The sequence below is a fragment of the Proteus sp. STS61-E genome (assembly GCF_040932335.1).
GTDB classification, from domain to species: Bacteria; Pseudomonadota; Gammaproteobacteria; order Enterobacterales; family Enterobacteriaceae; genus Proteus; species Proteus mirabilis_B.
On sequence record NZ_JBFQGE010000003.1, the window covers coordinates 1 to 25,611 of the forward strand.

Genomic DNA, 25,611 nt, shown 5'->3' on the forward strand with positions numbered 1-25,611 from the left:
ACGTTGTAGCGCCGATGGTAGTGTGGGGTCTCCCCATGTGAGAGTAGGGAACTGCCAGGCATTAAATAAGACGAGAAAGCCAACCCAATGGGTTGGCTTTTTTGCGTTTGGGGTTTTTTATAGCTTAAAAGTCCAAAAATATAAGTCGCTTGTTTTATATTTAGGCTATTAATAAGATAATTGCTAAATAATACCTTGGCTCCAACGAGAAAATTGCTCAATTCCCATTCGATTTAATATATAACGAAACCAAACACTGTAATTTTGTGCATTCTCTTCAATATCTTGATAAAGAGAATCGAGAGAGATCCAGCGATAATTCATCACTTCATCTGGATTGCTATGTGGTAATTCGTTACTAAACCCAAGAAATAGGTGATCAAATTCATGCTCTATCAGATCATCTGTCACTTTTTCGTTATACAGAATGGTTCCAATAGATTGCATATCACATTTCATACCTAATTCTTCATCTAAACGACGATGAATGGCATCAGAAAGTAATTCGTTTGGAAGCGGGTGACTACAACATGTATTTGCCCATAAACCACCAGAGTGATATTTAGATATTGCACGTTGCTGAATAAGTAATTGCTGTTTTGAATTAAAAATAAATATTGAAAAGGCTCGATGTAAGGCGCCTACAATATGAGCTTCAAGCTTTGGCATTGTTCCCAGCTCATTATCATTTTTATCTACGAGAATGACAGCGTCTTCCACAAAAAATCACCTTAATAAAATAATATATTGTTATAGCGTGAATATAACATGACTGTATATCAAATAACGATTTATTGTGTTGTTCTTTTTATGGCATCACAGGAATGATGCCTAGAATAAAAGGAAAGGAAGATCTAAGGGGTATAATATTGAACACCAATCTTAATAAGTTCTCTACCTTGTGATTTGCGATGCTTATTTGTATCTCTTAATGAATAAATACAGCCGCAATATTCTTGTTGGTAAAATTGTTCGCGTTTACTTATTTCGATCATTCTGGCAGAGCCCCCTTTTTTACGCCAATTATAATCCCAATAAACCATATTAGAATAAGGCGCTACGGCTCTTTCACCACAGCCATTTATCTGTTTCATATCTTTCCAGCGTGAGATCCCAAGCGAACTGGAAATGACGGAAAAACCATTTTCAGCGGCATAAAGTGCAGTTCTTTCAAAGCGCATATCAAAACACATTGTGCATCGAATGCCACGTTCAGGCTCTTTTTCCATTCCTTTAGCTCTTTCAAACCAATTATCAGTATCATAATCAGCATCAACAAAAGGAATATTATGTTTTTTAGCAAAACGAATATTCTCTTCCTTACGAATTAAATACTCTTTTTGGGGATGAATATTGGGATTATAGAAAAAAATAGTGTAATCAATACCTGAAGCTTGTAATGCTTCCATGACTTCACCAGAACAAGGAGCACAGCAAGAGTGTAGTAAAAGCTTATTTGCATTTGCAGGTAATATGAGCTTTTCTCGTATAAGAGTCATAGATGATCCTAAATAATATTATTTTAGTTGTAAAATGATGCCTTTATTATAGTAATAAATACGTAGATAATCTGCTTTTTTAAAATTATTTAAAAATAACCATTTGTTTTATATGAATTAAATATAATGAACGAAAATGATTTAGGTAATGACTATCAGAGAGTTTACTAGATTCATATTATGATGAGAGGTAAGATGAAATACTAATTCTGCTACTGTTTGTAGCAAAATCTAAAATAAAGGAATTTAGTTATGTCATCTATATTACCTCGCTCTGTAACTTCGCCAAAAAAATTCTTTATTGGTAGCCAATTACTGTCTTCTGTCGGTAAATATGTAAAAGATTTTGGTGATAACGCATTTATTATTAGTGATGAGTTTTTTTTAGAAAAAGTAACTAAAGAAGCAGTTCCTTCTCTAAAAGAAAATGGCATTGTCTCACTGGTTGAAAAATTTAATTATGAATGTACTGAGGCAGAAGTTAATCGCCTAGGTAAAATTGCCGTTGAAAATAAAGCGAATGTTATTATTGGTATTGGGGGCGGTAAGACATTAGATGTGTCTAAAGCTGTTGCTTATTATCAGCACATTCCTGTTATTTTATTTCCAACTATCGCTTCAACTGATGCACCTTGTACTGCATTGTCTGTACTATATAAAGAAAATGGTGAGTTTGATAAATATTTATTCTTACCACAAAACCCCGATGTTGTTATCGCAGATACCGCTATTATCGCATCAGCTCCACAACGCTTTTTCTCAGCGGGTGTTGGTGATGCACTAGCAACTTACTTTGAAGCTCGCGCTTGTTATCAAGCTGATGGCTTAAATTTAGTCAATCAACGTCCATCACGTACAGGTCTTGGTTTAGCAGAACTTTGCTTTGAAATGCTAAGTGAAAATATTGATAAAGCAATGGATGCTATTCGCCATAAAATTACCACTCCTGCATTAGAGCAAACTATTGAAGCAACAATCTACCTTAGTGGTGTTGGTGCTGAAGCAGGTGGCTTAGCAGCAGCTCACGCAGTAAATAATGGCATGTCTGCAGTTGAGTCTTTACACCGTGTCCAACATGGTGAAAAAGTCGTATTTGGCTTATTAACTCAATTAGTGTTAGAAAATGCACCACAAGAAGAGATTGATGAAGTGATCCGTATTATTAAAGCGGCAGAATTACCACTGACACTTGAAGATATGGGCATGAAAGAATTCATTGAAAACGAATGGCGCACTGTTGCTAAAATTGCCTGTGCTGAAGGTGACACTATGGGCAATATGCCAATGAAAGTGACTGAAGAAGATGTTTATAATGCAATGATTGCAGCTAACGCATTGGCTCATCGTTATAAATAATTCTTAGCTTGGCAAATAATTATCTTAAAACCCCAAATAGATTTTGGGGTTTTTCTTTAATCTAATGTTGGATTCATTTGGGTAAGATCGAACGGTGTTATCTGATAAACATAGTAGTTCAACCAATTAGCAAACAATAAATGCCCATGACTACGCCAAGAAGCGATAGGTTTTTTACTCGGATCATTATTAGGAAAATAGTTTTCTGGTAATTGAGGATCTAGTCCTGCTTTAACATCACGATGATATTCATCTGCTAGTGTATTGGGATCGTATTCAGGGTGCCCCGTTGCAAAGACAACTCGCTTATCTTTTGATGCAAATAAATAAGCGCCTGCTTCTTCTGAAGTTGCAAGGATCTCCAAATCAGTATTATTTTGAATAAAGTCGATAGGAAAACCAGCATAACGAGAATGTGGAGCAAAGAAAGTCTCATCAAATCCGCGTGTTAACAGTGATAATGGTGAGCAAGTGTTATGACTATATACGCCTGAAATTTTTTGTTCGAGCGTGTATTTAGGTAGGTCATATAAGATATTCAATCCTGCTTGAGCCGCCCAACAAATAAAGAGTGTAGAAGTAACATGCTCTTTAGCCCATGTGATCACTTCTTTTATTTCATCCCAATAAGCCACATCTTCAAATTCAACTAATCCTAAAGGTGCGCCAGTGACAATAAGACCATCGAAATTTTGCTCTTTAATTTGGTCAAAATCACAATAGAAAGTATCGAGATGCTCTACAGGCGTATTTTTAGGAATACGCGAGTCAATACGCAATAATTGAATATCAATTTGAAGAGGGCTATTCGAAAGCAATCGCAGAAATTGATTTTCTGTTTCTATTTTCTTTGGCATTAAATTAAGGATAAGCACTTTTAAAGGGCGAATGTCTTGAATACTCGCTCTACTGGATGTCATAACAAAGACATTCTCTTTTTGTAAACAACTGACTGCGGGTAGCTCATCGGGTACTCTAATTGGCATTTCAATAACCTCTAAAAAACATCTAGACATCTAGAAGCCTAAATTTAGCTAATAACCTTTTGAATGTCGAGGTCTTCATGTTGTGTATGAAGAATATTCATATAAGAAAAAGCTATATAGCCAAAATCATCAAGCATTAACATTCCTTTTCTCTGTTTATTATCGATCTCTTCCAGATCCCTCGAGTTATTTTTGAAATTTTGATTTTTGTACAATAAAAAAACACCGATGTAATCACATTGTTAAAATTTATTTAAATAAAAATGGAATTCATTTTTGATTTTTGTAAAAACTGCATTAGTCTTAATCAGGTGTGCAAAAGCTTTTAGGGGAATGCAGAATGTCACAATCGTTAACTACAGAAGAATTAAATTTTACGCAATCTTTTGGTGATCAGGAAAAAGAGGTATTAAATCATGATGTTAAATCGTTTTTAACTGATTTGGTAAATCACTTTTCAGATAGATGCCATACTTTATTAGCTGAAAGGGATAGTTGGAAACACCGAGTTGATAATGGCGAGCTTCCTAATTTTATTTCGGAATCAGATTCCATTATAAAATCGGAATGGAAAGTTAATCCTATACCAAAAGATCTTCAAGACCGTCGTGTTGAAATAACAGGACCAGTAGATCGCAAAATGGTTATCAATGCATTAAATGCCAATGTAAAAGTCTTCATGGCAGATTTTGAAGATTCCTTAGCGCCTACATGGGACAAAGTGATTGATGGCCAAATCAATTTGCGTGATGCCGTAAAAGGCACCATTTCTTATACCAATGAACAAGGTAAATGTTATCAGCTTAAAGCGTCACCTGCTGTATTGATTGCAAGAGTAAGAGGACTCCACCTTCCTGAAAAACATGTGTTATGGCAAGGCAAACCTATAGCAGGGGGATTATTTGATTTTGCTCTGTATTTTTACCATAACCACAAAGCCTTATTAGAAAAAGGGAGTGGTCCTTATTTTTACATTCCTAAATTGCAAACATGGCAAGAGGCTAAATGGTGGAGTGATGTTTTTCATTTCACTGAAAAGCGCTTTGGTTTAGCAGTAGGAACCATTAAAGCCACGGTATTAATTGAAACTTTACCTGCTGTTTTCCAAATGGAAGAAATTCTATTCCATATGAAAGAGCATATTGTTGGACTTAACTGTGGTCGTTGGGATTATATTTTTAGTTATATCAAGACACTAAAAAATTATCCTGATCGTGTATTACCCGATAGACAAGGGATCACGATGACTCAACCTTTCTTAAGTGCTTATTCGCGTTTACTGATCCAGACTTGCCATAAACGTGGTGCTTTTGCGATGGGTGGAATGTCTGCGTTTATTCCAAGTCGAGATCCAGAGCAAAACGGCATTATTTTGAAAAAAGTATTTGATGATAAAGAGCTTGAAGCAACAAATGGCCATGATGGTACTTGGATTGCTCATCCTGGTCTTGCTGAAACAGTATTGTCTGCTTTTGATGCCGTATTAGGGGCTCGCTCAAATCAACTCGATGTACAACGTAATGAAAAAATAACAGCAGAAATGTTATTAGCACCTTGTACAGGTGAACGTACAGAAAAGGGCATGAGAGCTAATATCCGCGTTGCTGTGCAATATATCGAAGCTTGGATTTCGGGTAATGGTTGCGTACCTATCTATGGATTAATGGAAGATGCTGCAACAGCAGAAATATCGCGTACCTCTATTTGGCAATGGATTCGCCATCAAAAAACACTGTCTGATGGGCAAGTCGTGACGAAAGATCTCTTTCGTAACATGCTGAAAGAAGAGCTTGAAGTCATACGCCAAGAAGTCGGTGACACCCGTTTTGAAGAAGGTCGTTTTAAAGAAGCGGCTTCTTTGATGGATAAGATCACAACCCAAGATGAATTAGTCGATTTTCTGACTTTACCGGGTTACCAACTTTTAAATTAAAAAAGATACGTCAAAACGTATTTATAAACTGCAAACATCATCACTACTACCGTATTTATAGGAGCTGTTTTTATGACTATTAGTAGATCAGAGCAAATCGCCCAATTAGAGAAAGAGTGGGAACAACCTCGCTGGAAAGGCATTACCCGTCCTTATAGCGCTGAAGATGTCATTAAATTAAGAGGTTCGGTTAACCCAGAACATACCTTAGCAAGACGTGGCGCTCAAAGGCTTTGGTCATCATTAAATGGAAAATCGAAGAAAGGTTATGTTAATGCATTAGGTGCTTTAACGGGTGGACAAGCGTTGCAACAAGCAAAGGCAGGATTAGAAGCTGTTTATCTTTCAGGGTGGCAAGTGGCAGCTGATGCTAACACCGCAGCAAGTATGTACCCTGATCAATCTTTATATCCAGTCGATTCTGTTCCTAATGTTGTTCAGCGTATCAATAATACGTTTAGACGAGCTGATCAAATTCAGTGGTCAAATGGTATTGGTCCTCAACATAAAGATTATATTGATTTTTTCCTTCCCATTGTGGCTGATGCTGAAGCAGGTTTTGGTGGCGTATTAAATGCCTTTGAATTAATGAAAGCGATGATCGAAGCTGGAGCTGCGGGTGTTCACTTTGAAGATCAGCTAGCGGCGGTAAAAAAATGCGGACATATGGGAGGAAAAGTATTAGTTCCAACCCAAGAAGCAGTACAAAAGCTGGTCGCTGCACGTTTAGCGGCTGATGTGTCTGATGTGCCGACTCTGTTGGTTGCAAGAACAGATGCCGATGCTGCCGATCTTTTAACTTCAGATTGCGATCCTTATGATAGCTCGTTCTTAACTGGAGAACGTACGCCTGAAGGTTTCTTCTGTACTCATGCGGGGATTGATCAAGCTATTAGTCGTGGTCTTGCTTATGCACCTTATGCTGATTTGGTGTGGTGTGAAACATCACTCCCAGATCTGAAAATGGCAGCGAAGTTTGCAGAAGCTATTCATGATAAATTTCCCGGAAAAATGCTGGCTTATAACTGTTCGCCTTCCTTTAACTGGAAAAAGAATCTTGATGATCGCACGATTGCGCATTTCCAAGATGAGCTTTCTGCGATGGGCTATAAATTCCAGTTTATTACTTTGGCTGGCATTCACAGCATGTGGTTCAACATGTTCGATCTGGCACATGATTATGCTAAAGGCGAAGGTATGAAACATTATGTTGAGAAAGTACAAGAAAAAGAGTTTGCTGCACTTAATCAAGGCTATACCTTCTCATCGCATCAACAAGAGGTGGGAACTGGGTATTTCGATAAAGTAACGACGATCATTCAAGGTGGTATGTCTTCTGTAACAGCACTAACAGGCTCAACTGAAGAGCAACAATTCTAAGATCCCAAAATATCATTATCTGTTTTTGTGGTGATAATTCAGGAGCAGGATGCTCCTCTTTTTCGTGAGGTTGTTAATGACGCCAGAAGATTTGATTGCTCAAACAATTTTACAAGGCTTTGATGCCCAATATGGTCGCTTTCTGGAGATAACGTCAGGGGCACAATATCGTTTTGAGCAAGCAGATTGGCATGGTGTCCAAATAGCGATGAAAGAGCGCATCCGTTTATACGACAATCATGTTGGATTAGTGGTTGAGCAACTTAAATGTATTCGACATGATATTGATAAAGAAAGTCTTTTTCTACAACAGGTGAAAAAGAATTATACGCAATTATTGCCCAATTACCCGCGATTTGAGATTGCCGAAAGCTTTTTTAATTCTGTTTATTGCCGTCTGTTTTACCATCGTGAATTGAATAAAAAGAATCTTTTTGTTTTCTCATCACAACCGGCTTATCGCTTTACACAAGCGCCTCGACCGTTATCAAAGCAGTTTGTTATTCAAAGTGATTTACCGACATTACTGCAAGATATTTTGTCACGCTTACCTTTGCGACTACCGTGGCAAAATAAACAACGCGATATTCACTCTATTTGTAATGTACTTACTGCTCAGTTTTCTTCTGAACAATTGCACAATGCGGTATTTCATATTGCAAACGAACTTTTTTATCGTAATAAAGCGGCTTGGTTAATAGGCAAAATAGTGATTGATGATCAATATATTCCGTTCTTATTGCCCATTCATAATATTGAGCAGCAATTACTGATTGATACCTGCCTTATCTCTGCGGATGAAGCGAGTATTGTTTTTGGTTTTGCGCGTTCTTATTTTATGGTTTATGCCCCATTTCCTGCGGCATTAGTTGCTTGGCTAAGAGATATATTACCGGGTAAATCTATTGCTGAGCTTTATATGTCTATTGGATGCCAAAAGCACGGAAAAACAGAATATTACCGTGAATATCTTGCCTTTATGAATTTTTCATCAGAGCAATTTATTGAAGCGCCGGGTGTAAAAGGTATGGTGATGTTGGTATTTACGTTACCAACGTATGATCGTGTTTTTAAAGTAATCAAAGATAAGTTTGCACCCCAAAAAACGATCACTGCAGAGCGAGTAAAAGAGTGCTATCAGTTGGTTAAAGAACACGATCGTGTTGGACGAATGGCAGATACCCAAGAGTTTGAGAACTTTGTGATCGATAAGAAAAGAATTAGTCCTGAATTAATGACGATCCTTAAACAAGAGATCCCCAATAAGTTGGAAGATCTAGGTGATAAAATACTGATCCGCCATCTTTATATGGAACGTAGAATGATACCGCTAAATATCTATATGGAGCAGTGCGATGAAAATGAACTTCAAGCGGTTGTTGAAGATTATGGGCAAGCGTTGAAAGAGCTTATTGCTGCAAATATTTTTCCCGGCGATATGCTGTTTAAAAACTTTGGAGTGACTCGGCACCATCGTGTGATTTTCTATGACTACGATGAAATTAGTTATATGACAGATATGAATTTTCGCGCTATCCCGCCAGCTCGTTACCCTGAAGATGAATTATCGAGCGAGCCTTGGTATAGCGTTGCGCTCAATGATGTATTTCCTGAAGAATTTCGCTATTTTCTATGTAGTGATAAGCGAGTTTGCCACTATTTTGAAGCTCAACATCATGAGCTTTTATCACCAGAATATTGGCAACAGCAACAGCAAAAAATTAAAGAAGGATATATCGAAGATGTTTATGCCTATTCTCAATCGAAGCGATTTATTTAATAAATAGCCCTGAGAAAAGATAAAAATAAAGATAGGTACAAGGGGATACCTACCTTTATTGGATAGAATCTATTTTTATACAGAAATAATTAACGCTGAGTGCCAGCAACGGCTTCTTTAGCTAATTCAGTAATACGTTGGAAATCACCTGCTTTTACTGCATCATTAGGCACTAACCAAGAGCCACCAATGCAAAGCACACTCTCAAGTGCAAGGTAATTGCGGTAGTTGTCTGGTGAAATACCGCCTGTTGGGCAGAAGCGGACTTTTGAGAATGGTCCTGCAATTGCTTTTAATGCCTTCACGCCACCATTAGCTTCAGCTGGGAAAAATTTAAATTCATTTAACCCGTAGCTCATTCCCAGCATTAATTCAGACACTGTCGAAATACCCGGAATTAAAGGAATAGTTCCTGCAACGGCTGATTTGAGTAACGCTTCTGTTAATCCTGGGCTGATAGCAAATTGAGCACCTGCTTCAGTGACTTGAGCCAATTGTTGAGGATTAATTACTGTACCTGCACCCACAATGGCTTCAGGAACTTCTTTAGCAATACGGCGGATCGCCTCAATTGCGCATTCTGTACGTAATGTCACTTCTAAAACTTTTACACCACCGGCGACTAAAGCTTTTGCAACAGGGACAGCATCATCAATATGGTTGATAACAATAACAGGAACAACAGGCCCTGATTTTAGTACAGACTCTGCACTAGTATTCCAATGATCCATGATTGTATTTCCTAATCAGAAAGTGGTGAGCAAATAAATTTAATCTGCTCCTCGTTAAGCCTCAAAACTTGCCTACATTAAAAATCAATGCAACAAGCACCTTGTTCAGCACCTGATAAATGACGGCGTAAATTAACGAATAACTCACGACCACAGCCTGTATTATTGGCACTTAAATCAGGAATTTCATCTTGGCGAGCATTTAATGTTAGCTCATCGACAAGCAACGTTAACTCACCTGTTTTACCATTAACGCGAATGATATCACCATCACGCACTTTGGATAGTAAACCACCATTTACAGCTTCTGGAGTAACATGAATTGCAGCGGGTACTTTACCTGAGGCTCCTGAAAGTCGGCCATCTGTAACTAATGCTACCTTATAGCCTTTATCCATTAATACACCTAAAGGTGGCATAAGTTTATGTAATTCAGGCATACCATTCGCTTGTGGTCCTTGATAACGCACAACAACCACACAATCTTTATTTAGCTCGCCAGCTTCAAACTTAGCGGCAATATCATGTTGGCTATTAAACACAACAGCTGGGGCTTCGATAATTTTATTATCATCAGGTACTGCAGAGGTTTTCATTACGGCTCTACCTAAATTACCTTGCATCACTTGTGTGCCACCATGTGATGAGAATGGGGTATTAATATCCGCAATCACATCTTTATCTAAAGAGCTTATAGCGCCTTCACGCCAATCAAGTTTACCGTCATTTAACCAAGGCTCTAAGGTATAACGCTCAATACCAAATCCTGCAACAGTGTTCACATCACGATGAATTAAGCCTTTTTTCAGTAGCTCACGAATAATCAGTGCAATACCACCGGCTGCTTGAAATTGGTTAATATCGGCAGGGCCATTAGGGTAAATGCGAGCAATAAGAGGAACAACTTGCGACAGTTCAGAAAAATCATCCCAATTAATAATAATACCCGCTGCTCGTGCCATTGCGACTAAATGCATGGTTAGATTAGTGGAACCACCGGTTGTTAGCAGCGCAATAATGCCGTTAACAATAACTTTTTCATCAACTAATTGGCCGATAGGAAGATAATTACCTGAGTTTTCTGTTAAGCGTACAATTTGATTTGCTGCCGCATCTGTTAATGCATCACGTAGTGGTGTATCTGGATGGACAAAAGAAGCGCCGGGTAAATGTAATCCCATCATCTCCATGACCATTTGATTAGAGTTTGCTGTACCGTAAAAAGTACAGGTTCCAATGCTATGATAAGATGCGGCTTCAGCTTCTAATAAAGCATTACGATCAACCTTACCTTCGGCATAAAGTTGGCGAATACGAACTTTTTCTTTGTTCGGTAAACCGCTAGTCATAGGACCTGCTGGAACAAAAATAGCAGGAAGATGACCAAAAGAGAGAGCCGCCATAGTCAGCCCAGGAACAATTTTATCGCAGATCCCTAAATAGAGCGCGCCATCAAACATATTATGGGACAAACCGACAGCCGCTGACATTGCAATAACATCACGGCTAAGGAGCGACAACTCCATACCATCTTGACCCTGAGTGACACCATCGCACATTGCAGGAACACCACCTGCTACTTGTCCTACTGCGCCAACAGCATGTAATGCCGTTTTAATTTTTTGAGGATAATCTTCATACGGCTTATGAGCTGACAACATATCATTGTAAGCAGTGATAATGGCAATATCATTATGAACCATATTTTTCAGGCGATTTTTATCTTCAGCCTGACAAGCAGCAAAACCATGAGCCAAATTACCGCAAGCCAATTGAGCACGATGCACGGTTTGGCTTTTTGCTGTTTCAATTTTTTTCAGATAAGCACGACGAGTCGCTTGTGAACGAGCAATAATGCGCTCAGTCACCTGTTTTACTGTCTCGTTAAGAGGGACAAAGTCGTTCTGAATTGGGTCATGATTTTTAGGGTTCATAATGATGCTTCCTTAATTCACACAAGGGTGATGAGCGTTACTATTAGCTTTAGAAAAAGAATATTTAAATTCGCCATAGTATTTGTTACCGGTAACATTGTTACGGGTAACAAGAAGAGTTGCAATACTCTTAATACGTCTTAAACAACATCTGTGATCGACATCAATTTTTTCAGGTGATAAATAACAGTTTTTTAATATTTGATGGGAATAAAGAGGGAAAAGTTGGTTTTTTACAAAGCTGAATCGTTTTATTTTGGAAAATACCTTCCTTGTTGTTGATGACAAGGAAGGCAAAAATAGGATTAACTTTTTACACCACCGTATTCACGGCTAATTTGTTTTGCTGCTTTGATAACCATCGCACCTAATTCAGTGATACGTGAATCTGTCATTCTGGAAACGGGCCCCGAAAGTGAAATAGCCGCAAAAGGCTGGTGGTGTTCATCATAAATACAAGCGCCAATACAACGTAGGCCTAAAGCATGTTCTTCATCATCGAAAGAAAAACCTTGTTTACGAGCTTGCTCTAAGTTTTCTTTTAGAGATGAAGGGAGTGTTCGGGTGTGAGGTGTATAAGCCATTAAGCCTTTTTTCTGGAGCAAAGGCAGTAATTTATTTTCTGGCAAAGTAGAAAGGAACGCTTTACCAGCACCAGATGCATGCATTGGTAATTTACCACCAATAGGTGCTGACATTCTCATTAGTGCATTACATTGCACTTGATCGACAATCACTGCATCAAATTCAATTTGGTCAAGAATAGCCAGATTAACGGTTTCGCCAGAGTCTTCCATCAATTGACGTAAAATAGGATGCACCATGACCAAAAGATTACGAGTTTGTAGAAAACTACTACCAACAATAAAGGCGTGTGTACCCACAACCCATAAGCCTAAATCCCCGACTTGGCGGACAAAACCATGCTGTTGAAGTGTGGTGAGTAGGCGGTGTGTTGTGGAATTAGGTAATCCGGCTTGAAAGGCAAGATCTGTTAGGGCGATACCACCCGGAGATTCGGAAATATATTCCAATAATGTCAGTCCACGACTTAACGACTGAACAGGGCCTCCTTGTGCGGTGCTTTGAGTGGCAGTTGTTTTCGTCTTACGCACTTTTTTATTTGTAGGGGAAACTGTCATGCATACACTCCAGAAATGCTATCCATATTAATATCTATTATGAACTATCTGGTGTAATAAAACTCCTCCGATCACTGCATTTTTCAAAACAAAATGTGTGATAAGAAATATTTATTAAAAGCGTTTATCACTGAGTGAAAATCTCTCATCTTCGTCTTAGAAATCTTTGCAAAAAGATATGGTAGGATAAAAAAACAACGAAATAACAATGAAGAAAAACAAGCACAAAAGCATTCTCGATTAAGAGGAAACAACGTGGCAAACATAAAACAACAACTGGTGGAAGCATTAGGAAAACGTATCTTAGTACTTGATGGCGCAATGGGTACGATGATCCAGCAATATCAACTTACAGAAGCCGATTACCGCGGTGAGCGTTTTGCAGATTGGGATTGTGATGTTAAAGGGAATAATGACCTTTTAGTCTTAACACAACCTCAGATTATTGCAGATATACATGATGCTTATTTTCAAGCCGGTGCTGATATTGTTGAAACCAACACTTTTAACTCAACATCCATTGCGATGGCTGACTATCACATGGAATCGCTCTGTTTTGAGCTGAACGAAGAGGCAGCAAAATTAGCGAAAGCCTGTGCAGAAAAATGGAGTGCTTTAACACCGGATAAACCCCGCTATGTAGCGGGTGTTTTGGGACCAACAAATAGAACAGCATCCATATCTCCTGACGTTAATGATCCCGCTTTTCGTAATGTTTCATTTGATAAGCTGGTGGAAGCTTATCGAGAAGCAACGCGCGGGTTAATTAAAGGTGGTGCTGATTTAATTATGGTCGAAACTATTTTCGACACACTAAATGCGAAAGCGGCTATTTTTGCGATTAAATGTGAGTTTGAATCGCTCAATATTGAATTGCCTGTGATGATCTCTGGCACCATTACAGATGCGTCAGGAAGAACCTTAACAGGTCAAACAACAGAAGCATTTTACCACTCTTTACGTCATGCTGATGCGCTCTCATTTGGTTTAAACTGCGCGTTAGGTCCTAAAGAATTACGTCAATATATTCAAACGCTTTCACAAATTTCTGAAACTTATGTCAGTGCTCACCCTAATGCGGGGTTGCCTAACGCATTTGGAGGCTATGATTTAGATGCCCAAGAAATGGCTGAACAAATTAAGGAGTGGGCACTAGCTGGTTTTCTCAATATTGTGGGTGGGTGCTGCGGAACAACACCTGCGCATATTCTCGCCATTTCACAAGCGGTAGAAGGTATTACACCAAGAAAATTAGCTTCCTTAAAAAAAGCCTGTCGCCTTTCAGGTCTTGAACCGTTAGTCATTGATGAAAATTCACTGTTTGTGAATGTGGGAGAACGAACCAATGTCACAGGCTCTGCTAAATTTAAGCGCTTGATAAAGGATGGTAATTATCAAGAAGCATTAGATGTTGCACGTCAGCAAGTTGAAAATGGTGCCCAAATCATTGATATCAACATGGACGAAGGCATGTTAGATGCTGTTGAAGCCATGACACGTTTTCTTAACCTTATTGCTGGTGAGCCTGATATTGCTAAAGTGCCAGTGATGATTGACTCCTCTAAATGGGAAGTGATTGAAGAAGGCTTAAAATGCATTCAAGGCAAAGGAATTGTTAACTCCATTTCGATGAAAGAAGGGGAAATACCGTTTCTTGAACATGCTAAATTGGTGCGTAAATACGGTGCGGCTGTTGTTGTTATGGCGTTTGATGAAGTCGGACAGGCAGATACTCGAGAACGCAAAATTGAAATTTGTCGTCGAGCTTATCAATTATTAACAGAGCAAGCAGGTTTTCCACCTGAAGATATTATTTTTGATCCTAATATCTTTGCTGTCGCCACAGGAATTGCAGAACATAATAATTATGCTGTTGATTTTATTGAAGTCTGTGCAGATATTAAATCTCAACTACCTTATGCCTTAATTTCTGGGGGGGTATCTAACGTTTCCTTCTCATTTCGGGGTAACGATCCTGTTCGTGAAGCAATTCACTCTGTTTTTCTTTATTACGCCGTAAAAAATGGTATGGATATGGGGATTGTAAATGCAGGGCAACTTGCTATTTACGACTCATTACCTGATGAACTGCGTAATGCAGTTGAAGACGTTATTTTAAATCGCCACGAAGAAAGCACAGATAACTTATTGGCATTGGCAGAGCGTTATCGTGGCACTAAAAGTGATGAACAAAATCACCAACTTGCTGAGTGGCGACAATGGGATGTTGAAAAACGCCTAGAGTACGCGTTAGTTAAAGGGATCACTGAATTTATTGTTGAAGATACAGAAGCATGTCGCCAACAAGCATCAAGCCCCATTGAAGTGATTGAAGGACCATTGATGAATGGTATGAATACGGTGGGTGACTTGTTTGGCGAAGGTAAAATGTTTTTGCCTCAAGTTGTGAAATCAGCAAGAGTGATGAAACAAGCCGTAGCTTATCTTGAACCTTATATTCAGGCGTCGAAGCAAGCAGGTTCTTCGGCAGGTAAAATTTTATTGGCTACGGTAAAAGGAGATGTTCACGATATTGGTAAAAATATTGTGGGTGTTGTTTTGCAGTGTAATAACTATGAGATCATCGATCTTGGTGTGATGGTGCCTTGCGACAAGATCCTACAAACCGCGATTGATGAAAAGGTCGATATTATTGGCCTTTCTGGACTGATCACACCATCACTTGATGAGATGGTGAATGTTGCCAAAGAGATGGAAAGGCGTGGTTTTTCTTTACCATTAATGATTGGTGGAGCAACAACCTCTAAAGCGCATACCGCAGTAAAAATAGAGCCGAATTATAGCCATCCTACCGTTTATGTACAAAATGCATCGAGAACCGTAGGTGTTGTTGCGGCACTATTATCTGAAACACAAAAAACCGATTTTGTTGCTAAAACGCGTCGTGAATATGAAGTAGTACGGCAACAATATGCCAGAAAAAAACCTCGTACTCCTCCTGTTTCTTTAGAGGTTGCGCGAAATAATGCGCTACAAATTGATTGGCAAAATTACACGCCGCCAAAGCCCAATCAATTAGGCGTGCAGGAAATTACCGCCAGCATCGAAATATTGCGTGAATATATCGATTGGACACCTTTCTTTATGACTTGGTCTTTAGCGGGTAAATATCCTCGTATTTTAGAAGATGACGTGGTTGGTGAAGAAGCGAAACGTGTATTTGCTGATGCAAATACAATGCTGGATAAATTAAGCCGTGAAAAATTATTAACACCTAAAGGAATTATGGGGATCTTCCCTGCCAATCGTCTGGGTGATGATATTGTGATTTATCAAGATGAAAGTCGCCAACAAGTACTTTTGCAAAGCTGTCATTTACGTCAACAAACTGAGAAAAATGAGTTTCCTAATTACTGTTTAGCCGATTTTATTGCACCTGTTGAAAGTGATGTTGCTGATTATTTTGGGGCTTTTGCCGTCACAGGCGGATTAGAAGAAGATGCTCTCGCCAATGCTTATGATAATGCCCATGATGATTACAATAAAATTATGGTAAAAGCGTTATCAGATAGACTAGCAGAGGCATTTGCGGAATACCTTCATCAACAAGTGAGAACAAAAATTTGGGGTTATAGCCCTGATGAAAACCTCTCTAATGACGAACTTATTCGAGAAAAATATCAAGGAACACGACCTGCACCGGGATATCCTGCTTGTCCTGAACACACAGAAAAAGCAAAAATTTGGCAATTACTCGATGTTGAAAATCGCATTGGTATGAAGCTGACAGATGCTTATGCCATGTGGCCCGGCGCTTCAGTATCGGGTTGGTATTTTAGCCATCCTGAAAGTAAATATTTTGCCGTTGCTCAAATTCAAAAAGATCAGGTTGAAGATTATGCTAAACGCCGAGGAATGAGCATAAGTGAAGTTGAACGTTGGTTAGCGCCTAATTTAGGGTATGAGTCTTAATTTATTTTTATTCTCAGATCTCAATAATGTAATAAATAGTGAGGGGATAGCAATATCCCCTTGTTATTTTCACTAGTCGATCCCATTAAAGATGTTTAAGCTGTGAACCTGTATCAGAAAAAAGGACATTACAATGAACTATACTTTGTACCTTCAGAAAACCCCACCTGCTGGCGCTGAAGTGCCGTTTCCTTCTTTAGCCGAGGGAAATTATCTATTAAGTGAGGTTTTAATTAATGCTTTTTTAAATCTGATGCAACTCACAGGAAGCTTAGATACGGATGCTATTTTAGATGAAAAAGCATTTGATAAAATTTGGTTGAAAGCCGAAATGACACCAGCACGAATTGAAGAGGTTGGTGACTATATTTATCATAAAATTCCTACTTCTCCTGAACCGGTTGAAGAAGAAATCATTTTATTTAAGCAGGCGATGAAAGAAGAAGAAGCGTTATTAGCCAAAGAGAGTGGGAAAGAAGGAAATCTTCCTATTCATAAATTTGCTACAAATGATGGTTGGATAGTGACGCCAAAAGAGTGCGAAATAATCGCATCTACATTGACAAAAAAGCTACTTGAAGAAAATCATGTATTTGTTGAACAGCTTGCAAAAATGTCTCATCTTGCACATCGTTCTTTAGAAATCGCTTTAATTGATTTTGGTAAATTTAATCAATTTGCTAAGAAATATGGCGGTTATCGGGTTTATTAAATTATTAAAAAATAGGCTTCTAAAAAGAAGCCTATTTTTCTAAATTATAATACTATTAGTTTTATTCAATGATTCTTAATTTAATTGTTATTTATATTTTCTCTTGTTGTATTTCTAATTTTATAACTATCTGTCTCAATGCGATTTAATATCATAGTGTATTCTTTGATTTTTGATGATTTATTATCTACTTTGTTATGAATATTAATTATTGAATTAATGCACTCTTTATCTATCATAGATGGAATAAAGTCTTTTACTATTCCACCCGTTTCTATTTGATATATTACATTAGTTGTTTGTTCTTTCGATAATGTTCCAATACTTATTGCTAAATTATAGATATGGGTGATGCTCGTTCTTAAATTCTCTAAATCAGATTTTGAAATTGATTTTTCACTTGCTGCATTCTTTAGAACATTAAGGAGGCTAATATCGTTATATATTTTCATTTTTAATACCTTATTAATTTAATGAGGTATTTATTTTAATGAGTACTAGGTTAATGACTTTAAAACTTTTATCTTTTATAGTCCCAAGGTTAAAAAATAAAAGAGAGATAAAAATTTATCTCTCTTTTATATATTGATAATTGGTTATTAATTAAAACAAAGTATCATGTAATTTACGCACAATATTATCTGCATCTTTGCCATCAACTAATAAACATAAATTATGAGTACTTGCACCGTGGCTAATCATACGAATATTGTAATCTTCTAATGTGCCGAAAATCTTAATACCTAAACCATTTACCTGTGAAAGAGAGTTACCAATCACGGCAACTAACGCCAGATCTTCTTCTACTTCAACACGGCATAATGCAGAAAGCTCGGTTAATAAGGCATTCGTTAATAAACTGCCTGATGAATTTGTTGTACCCGTTGTATCAAGGGTTAAAGCAATACTGACTTCAGATGTTGTTATTACATCAACCGAAATATGATGGCGCGATAAAATGGTGAAAATTTCAGCCAAGAAACCACGTGCATGAAGCATTTTCAAGCTATGTAACGTGAGCAATGTTTGCTTTCTACGCAGTGCGATCGCACGGAATACAGGTGGATTTTCTGTTTGTGCACAAACTAAAGTACCGCCTTCTTTGGGAGCTTTGCTTGAGCCAACAAACACCGGAATGCCACTACGAACAGCAGGTAATAATGTAGCGGGGTGTAATATTTTAGCGCCAAAGGTTGCCATTTCAGCCGCTTCATTAAAGGCTATCTGATCGATACGATGTGCTTCTGGCACTATTCTTGGATCGGTACTGTAAATGCCGGGTACATCCGTCCAGATATCGACACGAGACATTCCCAATGCTTCACCAATCAAGGCAGCTGTATAGTCACTTCCACCACGACCTAGTGTTGTGGTTCTGCCTTTTGGCTCTTGACCAATAAAACCTTGTGTGACAATAACCGTTTCTTCTAGGCGAGGTTGAATAAGGCTTTTTGTGAGTTCAGTGAGTTGTGCCATATCAGGTTCAGCATGACAAAATAGATCATTCGTTTTCATCACCTTTCTAACATCAAACCAATCTGCCTGTATGCCTTTTTCACGCAATAATTCAACAAAAAGCAAGGTTGACATTAATTCACCGTGACTGACTAATTCGTCTGTCAATGCGTCTGATGTGGCAAGTGAAGCAGCTTCAGAAAGCATCTCAATATTTTCAAGCAGACGATTTATTTCTTGAGAAATAATTTCTGGTTGAGAAAGCTGGTTGATAATTGCGTACTCAATATCACGAACTTGTGAGAGTAAAGCTTCTCGTTGTGAGGGATCAGTACCTGCTGCAAGTTCAATCAGTAGATTAGTGATCCCAGCAGATGCGGAAAGGACGACGACACGAACTGACTTTTGTTTCAGGATAATATCTGCACATTTTTCCATTGCTGAATAGTTAGCAACACTCGTGCCACCAAATTTAGCGATAGTGTATGGTGATGATGAAGATGAAGGCGTAGCAGTATTATCAGTCATTGTCGTATTCCTTTAGGCAAAAATGAGATGTTGGACACAATTAGGAATATCGGTTATTAAGTAGAGAGTCAATGCAGAGTGAAGAATAATCAATTTAATTAATAATCAGCTCCGCATTATCGGTTTTACCTATGTAAGTAATTAGTACTAGATTTGTTGAATGGTTTTGACCAATATCATCAAATGAGAAAGAATTGACTGTAACTATTAAATGTCAGGCTACAATCTGAGAATATTGGATTGTAATCTTAAGAGAGTATTGTGAATGAAAAATGTAAACCCAACCCAAACCTTAGCCTGGAAGGCATTAGAAAACCATTTTTCGGTTATCAAAGATACCGAGATGAAAACACTGTTTGCTCAGGAACCATCACGCTTTGAGCAATTTTCAAAGACGTTTTCAGACCAAATTCTAGTGGATTTTTCAAAAAACCGTATTACGAAAGAAACATTAGAGAAATTGCAGGCTTTGGCTAAGGAATGTGACGTTGAAGGTGCGATAAATAGCATGTTTACGGGTGAAAAAATCAACCGTACTGAAGATCGTGCTGTATTGCATACTGCATTACGTAATCGTAGCAATGCTCCCGTAATCGTTGATGGCAAGGATGTCATGCCAGAAGTTAACGCTGTGCTGAATAAAATGAAAAAGTTCAGTGAACGTATTATTAGTGGCGAGTGGAAAGGTTATACAGGTAAGGCGATTACTGATGTTGTAAATATTGGTATTGGTGGTTCTGATCTTGGCCCTTATATGGTGACAGAAGCATTACGCCCGTATAAAAATCATCTTACTATGCATTTTGTTTCTAATGTCGATGGTACGCATATCGCAGAAACGCTGAAAAAATGTGATCCTGAAACAACGTTATTCCTCATCGCATCAAAAACATTCACCACACAAGAAACCATGACAAATGCGCATTCAGCAAGAGATTGGTTCTTAGCCTCTGCGAAAGAGAGTGCATTTGTTGCTAAACACTTTGTTGCGTTATCAACTAACAGTACCGAAGTGGCAAAATTTGGTATTGATACTGCCAATATGTTTGAGTTCTGGGACTGGGTTGGTGGCCGTTATTCATTATGGTCAGCAATTGGTTTATCTATCGCATTATCTGTTGGTTATGACAACTTTGAGCAATTGCTGGAAGGTGCTCATGCTATGGATAACCACTTTAGAACAGCAGATGCTGAAAATAACATCCCAATGATCCTCGCTCTGATTGGCATTTGGTATAACAATTTTTTTGGCACAGAAACTGAAGCGATTCTGCCATACGATCAATACATGCATCGTTTCGCTGCTTACTTCCAACAAGGCAATATGGAATCTAATGGTAAGTATATTGATCGTGATGGAAACAAAGTAAATTATCAAACGGGTCCTATCATTTGGGGAGAGCCGGGTACAAACGGTCAACATGCGTTTTACCAACTGATCCACCAAGGAACCAAAATCATCCCTTGTGATTTTATTGCTCCAGCAATTAGCCATAATCCATTATCAGATCATCATGCAAAACTGATGTCTAACTTCTTTGCTCAAACAGAAGCTCTTGCTTTTGGTAAAACACGTGAGCAAGTTGATGCTGAATTTGCCGCAGCAGGAAAAGATCCTAAAACCATGGGGTATGTTGCACCTTTCAAAGTGTTCGAAGGTAATCGTCCAACGAACTCTATTCTGTTAAAAGAAATTACGCCTTATTCATTAGGTGCATTGATTGCAATGTATGAGCATAAGATCTTTGTACAAGGTGTTATTTTCAACATCTTTACGTTTGACCAATGGGGTGTTGAATTAGGTAAACAGCTGGCTAACCGTATCCTTCCTGAATTAAAAGGTAAGGAAAGTGTTAATAGCCATGATAGCTCAACAAATAATCTGATTAACCGTTACAAAGCATGGCGTTAATCGAATAAACTGAATATAAGTAGTTGGTTAGATAAAAAGGAGGTTTTTATAACCTCCTTTGTTTTTTGATTGTTTAGTGCTCAATCTGATTTTCTTTTAACGCTTTTTTAGATTATTTATGCGAAATGTTATCAGCTTTTAACTTCCATTAGTCACATCATGATATCCTTATGCATCATGACTCACACAAGCTAGGATCATCAAAGCGTGATGATGAATAAATGTTCAAAAAATCAATAATTACCCCTGCACCTATCCATTGGCTACCCAGTGAGGAACATGCAACTATTCAAGAAAGTACATTAAGTTGGTTAATGGAATTAGGCTCAATGACACGGCGATTTGAACAACATTGCCAAAAAGTCACTGTAATGCCTTATCAAGAAGGATTTATTGACCTTATTGAATCCGCTGATGAAAGCGCGTGTTTACCCAAAAGTCAGCGTTATTGGTTAAGAGAAGTGGTATTGTGTGGTGACGATATTCCTTGGTTATTAGGGCGAACGTTAGTACCAGAAGAGACATTGACAGGCGAAGATAGAAAACTGGTCAATCTAAGAACCGTTCCACTTGGGCGTTATCTGTTTCAGGAAACAACCTTAAGTCGCGATTTTATTCATATCGGGCAACAAAATGGGTATTGGCTACGCCGTTCTCGTTTCCAGCTTTCAGATAAACCTTTATTATTAACCGAGATGTTTCTACCTGCATCACCAGTGTATAAGAAGTAATTAGGGGGAGCTAAAATTGGAGGGAAGTATGACGCAAAGTAAATGGCAAGCATATAGCCGTTTAATGCGTATAGATAAACCTATCGGAGCGCTATTATTACTTTGGCCAACTTATTGGGCTTTATGGATTGCTGCTAAAGGCTTTCCTGATTGGCATATTCTGATTGTCTTTACTATTGGCGTGTTCTCTATGCGTGCCGCTGGGTGTGTAATAAACGACTTTGCTGACCGAAAAATTGATGGCAGTGTTGAACGAACTAAAAATCGACCATTACCTAGTGGGGCTGTGACAGAAAAAGAGAGCAAAATTTTATTTATCGTTTTGGTAATCTTGTCCTTTGCATTAGTTCTAACACTTAATACCATGACTATTTGGCTCTCTGTTGCAGGGCTTGCGTTGGCATGGTTTTATCCTTTCGTTAAACGGTTTAGTAATCTACCTCAGCTTATTTTAGGTATGGCTTTTGGCTGGTCAATCCCTATGGGATTTGCTGCTGTTTCTGAAAGCTTACCGTTAGTGTGTTGGCTATTATTTCTTGTCAACATTGTCTGGTCTGTTGTTTACGATACGCAATATGCAATGGTTGACCGTAATGATGATATAAAAATTGGGGTTAAATCTACCGCTATTCTATTCGGTCGTTATGACAAAATTATTATCGGTATTTTACAACTGGTGATGTTGGCATTATTGGTGGGTATCGGTATTTTGCTGAATCTGAAAGGTATCTACTACTGGTCGCTATTGTTAGTAACAGCGCTGTTTATTTATCAGCAGAAGCTTATTGCAGAGCGTGAAAGAGCACCGTGTTTCCAAGCTTTTATGAATAATAACTATGTTGGCTTTGTTTTATTTGCGGGTATTTTATTTAGTTATTTTTAAGATAAGTAAACGCTGAAGTATTCTCTACTATTGAGTAGAAACAAAAAGGGATAAGCAATGAGCTTATCCCTTTTCTATTTCAGTAATTACACGGTTTACTGATTATTCATCAGCTTCAGACTTACTTTTTTCATCAACAGCTTGTACTGAATTGTTATCTTCAGTGATCCCCACGCTTTCAATGGTTAAGCGAATTTCTGGTGACATTAATTTTGCAATCACTTGGTAAAGGGCAGATGCATCTGCTTTTAGGATATCTTCATTATCATTGAGATAACCTTCTTCACGTAGTGTTGAAACTAAGGTAGAGAATACCGCTTTATCAAAGAATTCAGGTGCGTTGATACCATGTAAGACAGAAAGACGTTGTGCCAAGATACGGCTCTCTTTTTCCAATAATGCACGGCTAATTTCAGGAGCAAAATTGAGTAAGGAAAGCGTAATTCCATAGCGTTGCAATGTTTCTCTGACACTGGCAGCTAACAGTTGTAATGGACGAATACGCGCTGGATTAATACGCAGTAAGCCATCACTATCACAACAAATCAGGCGCTGACGGCACAGTTCTGTAATCAAAGTATTAATGACTTCAGGGAGCTCTTCTTTCTCATAACGAATAAATAGTTCCGCTTTAATCAGAGGGAAGATTAGCTCAACTTGTTTCATTAAATCATCACGATGAATTTTTTCATGATGTAAGACGATGCTTGCAATTAATGATGGAGTAATCATTAAGTGGATTGTGTTGTTGCGATAATAAGTCATTAATACCGCACTTTCACGAGGGAGCACCACAATATCACCCAGACTGTCTTTTTCGACTTGGAATTTATCAGATTGCAACGCGTGTTCTAATAAGGCTTCAGCATTTTTATCAGACACAATCATATCTGTCGAATAAGGCACATTACGTAATAATTGCAGATAACAATCGACTTGCTCTAACAGTTGCTCTCTAGTGAGAGCACGCTGGCGAGATGCCAACAAGGCCGTTGAAACAAGGTTAATCGCATTAATAGATGCTGCATTATTAATATGAACCATAATGTTGTCTGCCAGTGTGCTTACTGTTGGGTTTAACCAACTTGGGCGTTGTGGCTCAATTGGGTCAATATCATCACGCCATTGTGGGACAGCCTGATTTAAGTATTGGACAACAGAAATCGGTTCACCAAAGTTCACATAGCCTTGACCAAGGTTACGTAATTTACGTAATCCTCTGACCATCTGCATAAAGCCTTCTTTCTCTTTTGTTGCGCCACGTAATTCTTTGGCATAGGTTGCCACTTCCATAACGTGTTCATATCCAATGTAAATTGGAACAACAGAGATAGGGCGTGTTTCACCGCGTAACATGGCTTGTACCGTCATTGAAAGTGTTCCTGTTTTAGGATCTAACAATCGACCTGTACGAGAGCGTCCACCTTCAACGAAATATTCAATCGAGTAGCCACGTGTAAATAGCTCACCTAAATATTCGCGGAAAATGGTGGAGTAAAGCTTGTTACCTTTAAAGGTTCTTCTGATAAAGAAAGCCCCTAAACGGCGGAAAATAGGCCCTGCTGGCCAGAAATTGAGGTTAATACCTGCCGCAATATGTGGCGGTACTAAACCTTGATGATAAAGCACATAGGAAAGCAGTAAGTAGTCCATGTGGCTACGGTGACAAGGAACATAAACGATTTCATGCCCATCTTGTGCGAGTTTACGTACTCGCTCGGCATTATAAACGTTGATACCTTGGTAGAGCTTATTCCATGTCCAACTTAATACGCGATCACTAATACGCACCGCTTCATATGAGAAATTAGCTGCAATTTCTTCCATGATATCTGTGGCATTTTTACGCGCTTTATCAAGTGAGATTTTCTTCGCTTTTGATTCATCTTCAATCGCTTTTTCAATGGCTTTCGATGAGAGCAATTTATTGAAGAGATCTTGGCGTGCTGGCAATTTTGGACCAACAGCCGCTAAACGCTGACGTGAAAAGTGGATACGCGCAACACGCGCAAGTTTTCGAGCTATACTGGTGTCAGTACCGTGTTCGTTCGCCATTTCACGCATTGAAACAGTGGGTGAAAAACGAACAAAGCTATCACGACCTAACCAGAGGATAGCGATAAATTTTTGGATACCGTTAAGCACACGTAAATGTGGAACGCCATTATGGCCTTCACGACCTGGAGAGCGTCCAAACATCACGGAAACCGGCAACATCTCGATATCAAGATGTGGGTTATTACGATGTGCATCAAGATAAGCGTGGAATGTCTTCACGGAATCTTTACGAGGATCAGGCGAGTAGTAACGGAATACTCTTGGGCCGTCATCAATAAAGACATACGCAGGAAGCTTAGTTCCACCGATCTCAATAGGTTGCAGCGGATCAGGCAACCCTAATGAAAGACACTGCTGTCGTAATGTCAGTAAGTCCGCCTTTGAATGATAAGGCAGAACGTAAAGGAAAGATCGCGACGTATCTAACCCTAATTCAGTGATAGGATCAGTCGGAACTCGTTTGCTTTTTACCAGTAATTTTAGTGGTAAATTCAATGTGTTATAATATAGTTTACGCCAAGCTGACATAAATAGTTGTAGCCTCTTATTAGCAATACTTCGAAAGCATAACAGAAAGTCTTTCGTAGATCTGTGGTGCTGTGACAATATTAATAGAGAAAAGTGGCAAAATAATCGTTTGTTTTCGATAGAGTTTATT

At 38.5% G+C, this 25,611-nt stretch carries 18 protein-coding genes; 9 read left to right on the forward strand and 9 right to left on the reverse strand.

What is annotated here, in order from left to right; translation table 11 throughout:
• Positions 1-183 precede the first annotated feature (183 nt).
• Both idi and AB4J89_RS08395 read right to left on the reverse strand, forming a co-directional pair.
• Positions 184-720: an isopentenyl-diphosphate Delta-isomerase gene (gene idi, locus AB4J89_RS08390; RefSeq protein WP_088494403.1), complete on the reverse strand. Its 537-nt coding sequence runs from the start codon at positions 718-720 to the stop codon at positions 184-186.
• Positions 721-854: 134 nt separating this feature from the next.
• Positions 855-1,499 (reverse strand): epoxyqueuosine reductase QueH, encoded by a 645-nt coding sequence (locus AB4J89_RS08395; protein WP_368468891.1) that lies wholly within the window; start codon positions 1,497-1,499, stop codon positions 855-857.
• Between the two features lie 252 nt (positions 1,500-1,751).
• Between AB4J89_RS08395 and AB4J89_RS08400 the strand changes: the two genes are divergently transcribed.
• Positions 1,752-2,855: a glycerol dehydrogenase gene (locus tag AB4J89_RS08400; protein ID WP_102949448.1), complete on the forward strand. Its 1,104-nt coding sequence runs from the start codon at positions 1,752-1,754 to the stop codon at positions 2,853-2,855.
• A gap of 56 nt (positions 2,856-2,911) precedes the next feature.
• On the opposite strand, the gene metA is transcribed toward AB4J89_RS08400, so the two are convergent.
• Complete coding sequence (metA, locus tag AB4J89_RS08405) at positions 2,912-3,841, reverse strand: homoserine O-succinyltransferase (RefSeq protein WP_088494404.1); 930 nt, start codon at positions 3,839-3,841, stop codon at positions 2,912-2,914.
• A gap of 340 nt (positions 3,842-4,181) precedes the next feature.
• Between metA and aceB the strand changes: the two genes are divergently transcribed.
• From aceB to aceK, 3 genes are all read left to right on the forward strand, one after another.
• On the forward strand, positions 4,182-5,774 hold the full coding sequence (aceB, locus tag AB4J89_RS08410) for a malate synthase A (RefSeq protein ID WP_368468894.1): 1,593 nt from the start codon (positions 4,182-4,184) through the stop codon (positions 5,772-5,774).
• Positions 5,775-5,846: 72 nt separating this feature from the next.
• Positions 5,847-7,154, forward strand: coding sequence for an isocitrate lyase (aceA, locus tag AB4J89_RS08415; RefSeq protein WP_368468896.1), 1,308 nt, complete (start codon positions 5,847-5,849; stop codon positions 7,152-7,154).
• 76 nt (positions 7,155-7,230) lie between these two features.
• Positions 7,231-8,934 (forward strand): bifunctional isocitrate dehydrogenase kinase/phosphatase, encoded by a 1,704-nt coding sequence (gene aceK / locus AB4J89_RS08420; protein ID WP_368468897.1) that lies wholly within the window; start codon positions 7,231-7,233, stop codon positions 8,932-8,934.
• Between the two features lie 89 nt (positions 8,935-9,023).
• Here the strand turns inward: aceK and AB4J89_RS08425 are convergent, their stop codons facing one another.
• The 3 genes from AB4J89_RS08425 to iclR form a co-directional block, all read right to left on the reverse strand.
• Positions 9,024-9,665 carry a bifunctional 4-hydroxy-2-oxoglutarate aldolase/2-dehydro-3-deoxy-phosphogluconate aldolase gene (locus AB4J89_RS08425; RefSeq protein WP_088494407.1) on the reverse strand — a complete coding sequence of 214 codons (642 nt, stop codon included), beginning with the start codon at positions 9,663-9,665 and terminating at the stop codon, positions 9,024-9,026.
• A 77-nt stretch (positions 9,666-9,742) separates the two neighbouring features.
• Positions 9,743-11,599, reverse strand: a complete 1,857-nt coding sequence (edd, locus tag AB4J89_RS08430) for a phosphogluconate dehydratase (RefSeq protein ID WP_311755225.1) — start codon at positions 11,597-11,599, stop codon at positions 9,743-9,745.
• 305 nt (positions 11,600-11,904) lie between these two features.
• Positions 11,905-12,741 (reverse strand): glyoxylate bypass operon transcriptional repressor IclR, encoded by an 837-nt coding sequence (gene iclR / locus AB4J89_RS08435; protein ID WP_075673076.1) that lies wholly within the window; start codon positions 12,739-12,741, stop codon positions 11,905-11,907.
• Positions 12,742-12,996: 255 nt separating this feature from the next.
• On the opposite strand from iclR, the gene metH reads away from it, so the two are divergent.
• Complete coding sequence (metH, locus tag AB4J89_RS08440) at positions 12,997-16,674, forward strand: methionine synthase (protein ID WP_368468898.1); 3,678 nt, start codon at positions 12,997-12,999, stop codon at positions 16,672-16,674.
• A 133-nt stretch (positions 16,675-16,807) separates the two neighbouring features.
• The gene (locus AB4J89_RS08445; RefSeq protein ID WP_227718967.1) at positions 16,808-17,386 is read left to right on the forward strand and encodes a hypothetical protein; all 579 of its coding nucleotides are present in this window, start codon (positions 16,808-16,810) and stop codon (positions 17,384-17,386) included.
• Positions 17,387-17,466: 80 nt separating this feature from the next.
• Here AB4J89_RS08445 and AB4J89_RS08450 read toward each other — a convergent pair whose 3' ends face one another.
• Positions 17,467-17,838 carry a hypothetical protein gene (locus tag AB4J89_RS08450; RefSeq protein ID WP_368468900.1) on the reverse strand — a complete coding sequence of 124 codons (372 nt, stop codon included), beginning with the start codon at positions 17,836-17,838 and terminating at the stop codon, positions 17,467-17,469.
• Positions 17,839-17,989: 151 nt separating this feature from the next.
• Positions 17,990-19,369: a lysine-sensitive aspartokinase 3 gene (gene lysC / locus AB4J89_RS08455; RefSeq protein ID WP_368468902.1), complete on the reverse strand. Its 1,380-nt coding sequence runs from the start codon at positions 19,367-19,369 to the stop codon at positions 17,990-17,992.
• A 265-nt stretch (positions 19,370-19,634) separates the two neighbouring features.
• On the opposite strand from lysC, the gene pgi reads away from it, so the two are divergent.
• The 3 genes from pgi (at position 19,635) to ubiA (ending at position 22,895) form a co-directional block, all read left to right on the forward strand.
• Positions 19,635-21,281, forward strand: coding sequence for a glucose-6-phosphate isomerase (pgi, locus tag AB4J89_RS08460; protein WP_088494412.1), 1,647 nt, complete (start codon positions 19,635-19,637; stop codon positions 21,279-21,281).
• A 221-nt stretch (positions 21,282-21,502) separates the two neighbouring features.
• Positions 21,503-22,012: a chorismate lyase gene (ubiC, locus tag AB4J89_RS08465; protein ID WP_088494413.1), complete on the forward strand. Its 510-nt coding sequence runs from the start codon at positions 21,503-21,505 to the stop codon at positions 22,010-22,012.
• A 28-nt stretch (positions 22,013-22,040) separates the two neighbouring features.
• On the forward strand, positions 22,041-22,895 hold the full coding sequence (ubiA, locus tag AB4J89_RS08470) for a 4-hydroxybenzoate octaprenyltransferase (protein ID WP_368468905.1): 855 nt from the start codon (positions 22,041-22,043) through the stop codon (positions 22,893-22,895).
• A gap of 102 nt (positions 22,896-22,997) precedes the next feature.
• Here the strand turns inward: ubiA and plsB are convergent, their stop codons facing one another.
• A complete protein-coding gene (gene plsB / locus AB4J89_RS08475; protein WP_088494415.1) occupies positions 22,998-25,481 on the reverse strand; it encodes a glycerol-3-phosphate 1-O-acyltransferase PlsB in 2,484 nt (827 codons plus the stop codon).
• Between the last annotated feature and the right edge of the window lie 130 nt (positions 25,482-25,611).

Bases quoted from the DNA above. Each gene is read 5' to 3' on its own strand.
- ubiA (WP_368468905.1), top strand. From the start codon at position 22,041: ATGACGCAAAGTAAATGGCAAGCATATAGCCGTTTAATGCGTATAGAT.
- edd (WP_311755225.1), bottom strand. From the start codon at position 11,599: ATGAACCCTAAAAATCATGACCCAATTCAGAACGACTTTGTCCCTCTT.
- aceK (WP_368468897.1), top strand. From the start codon at position 7,231: ATGACGCCAGAAGATTTGATTGCTCAAACAATTTTACAAGGCTTTGAT.
- aceB (WP_368468894.1), top strand. From the start codon at position 4,182: ATGTCACAATCGTTAACTACAGAAGAATTAAATTTTACGCAATCTTTT.
- lysC (WP_368468902.1), bottom strand. From the start codon at position 19,369: ATGACTGATAATACTGCTACGCCTTCATCTTCATCATCACCATACACT.
- AB4J89_RS08445 (WP_227718967.1), top strand. From the start codon at position 16,808: ATGAACTATACTTTGTACCTTCAGAAAACCCCACCTGCTGGCGCTGAA.
- pgi (WP_088494412.1), top strand. From the start codon at position 19,635: ATGAAAAATGTAAACCCAACCCAAACCTTAGCCTGGAAGGCATTAGAA.
- AB4J89_RS08395 (WP_368468891.1), bottom strand. From the start codon at position 1,499: ATGACTCTTATACGAGAAAAGCTCATATTACCTGCAAATGCAAATAAG.
- AB4J89_RS08450 (WP_368468900.1), bottom strand. From the start codon at position 17,838: ATGAAAATATATAACGATATTAGCCTCCTTAATGTTCTAAAGAATGCA.
- AB4J89_RS08425 (WP_088494407.1), bottom strand. From the start codon at position 9,665: ATGGATCATTGGAATACTAGTGCAGAGTCTGTACTAAAATCAGGGCCT.
- aceA (WP_368468896.1), top strand. From the start codon at position 5,847: ATGACTATTAGTAGATCAGAGCAAATCGCCCAATTAGAGAAAGAGTGG.
- plsB (WP_088494415.1), bottom strand. From the start codon at position 25,481: ATGTCAGCTTGGCGTAAACTATATTATAACACATTGAATTTACCACTA.
- iclR (WP_075673076.1), bottom strand. From the start codon at position 12,741: ATGACAGTTTCCCCTACAAATAAAAAAGTGCGTAAGACGAAAACAACT.
- metA (WP_088494404.1), bottom strand. From the start codon at position 3,841: ATGCCAATTAGAGTACCCGATGAGCTACCCGCAGTCAGTTGTTTACAA.
- AB4J89_RS08400 (WP_102949448.1), top strand. From the start codon at position 1,752: ATGTCATCTATATTACCTCGCTCTGTAACTTCGCCAAAAAAATTCTTT.
- ubiC (WP_088494413.1), top strand. From the start codon at position 21,503: ATGTTCAAAAAATCAATAATTACCCCTGCACCTATCCATTGGCTACCC.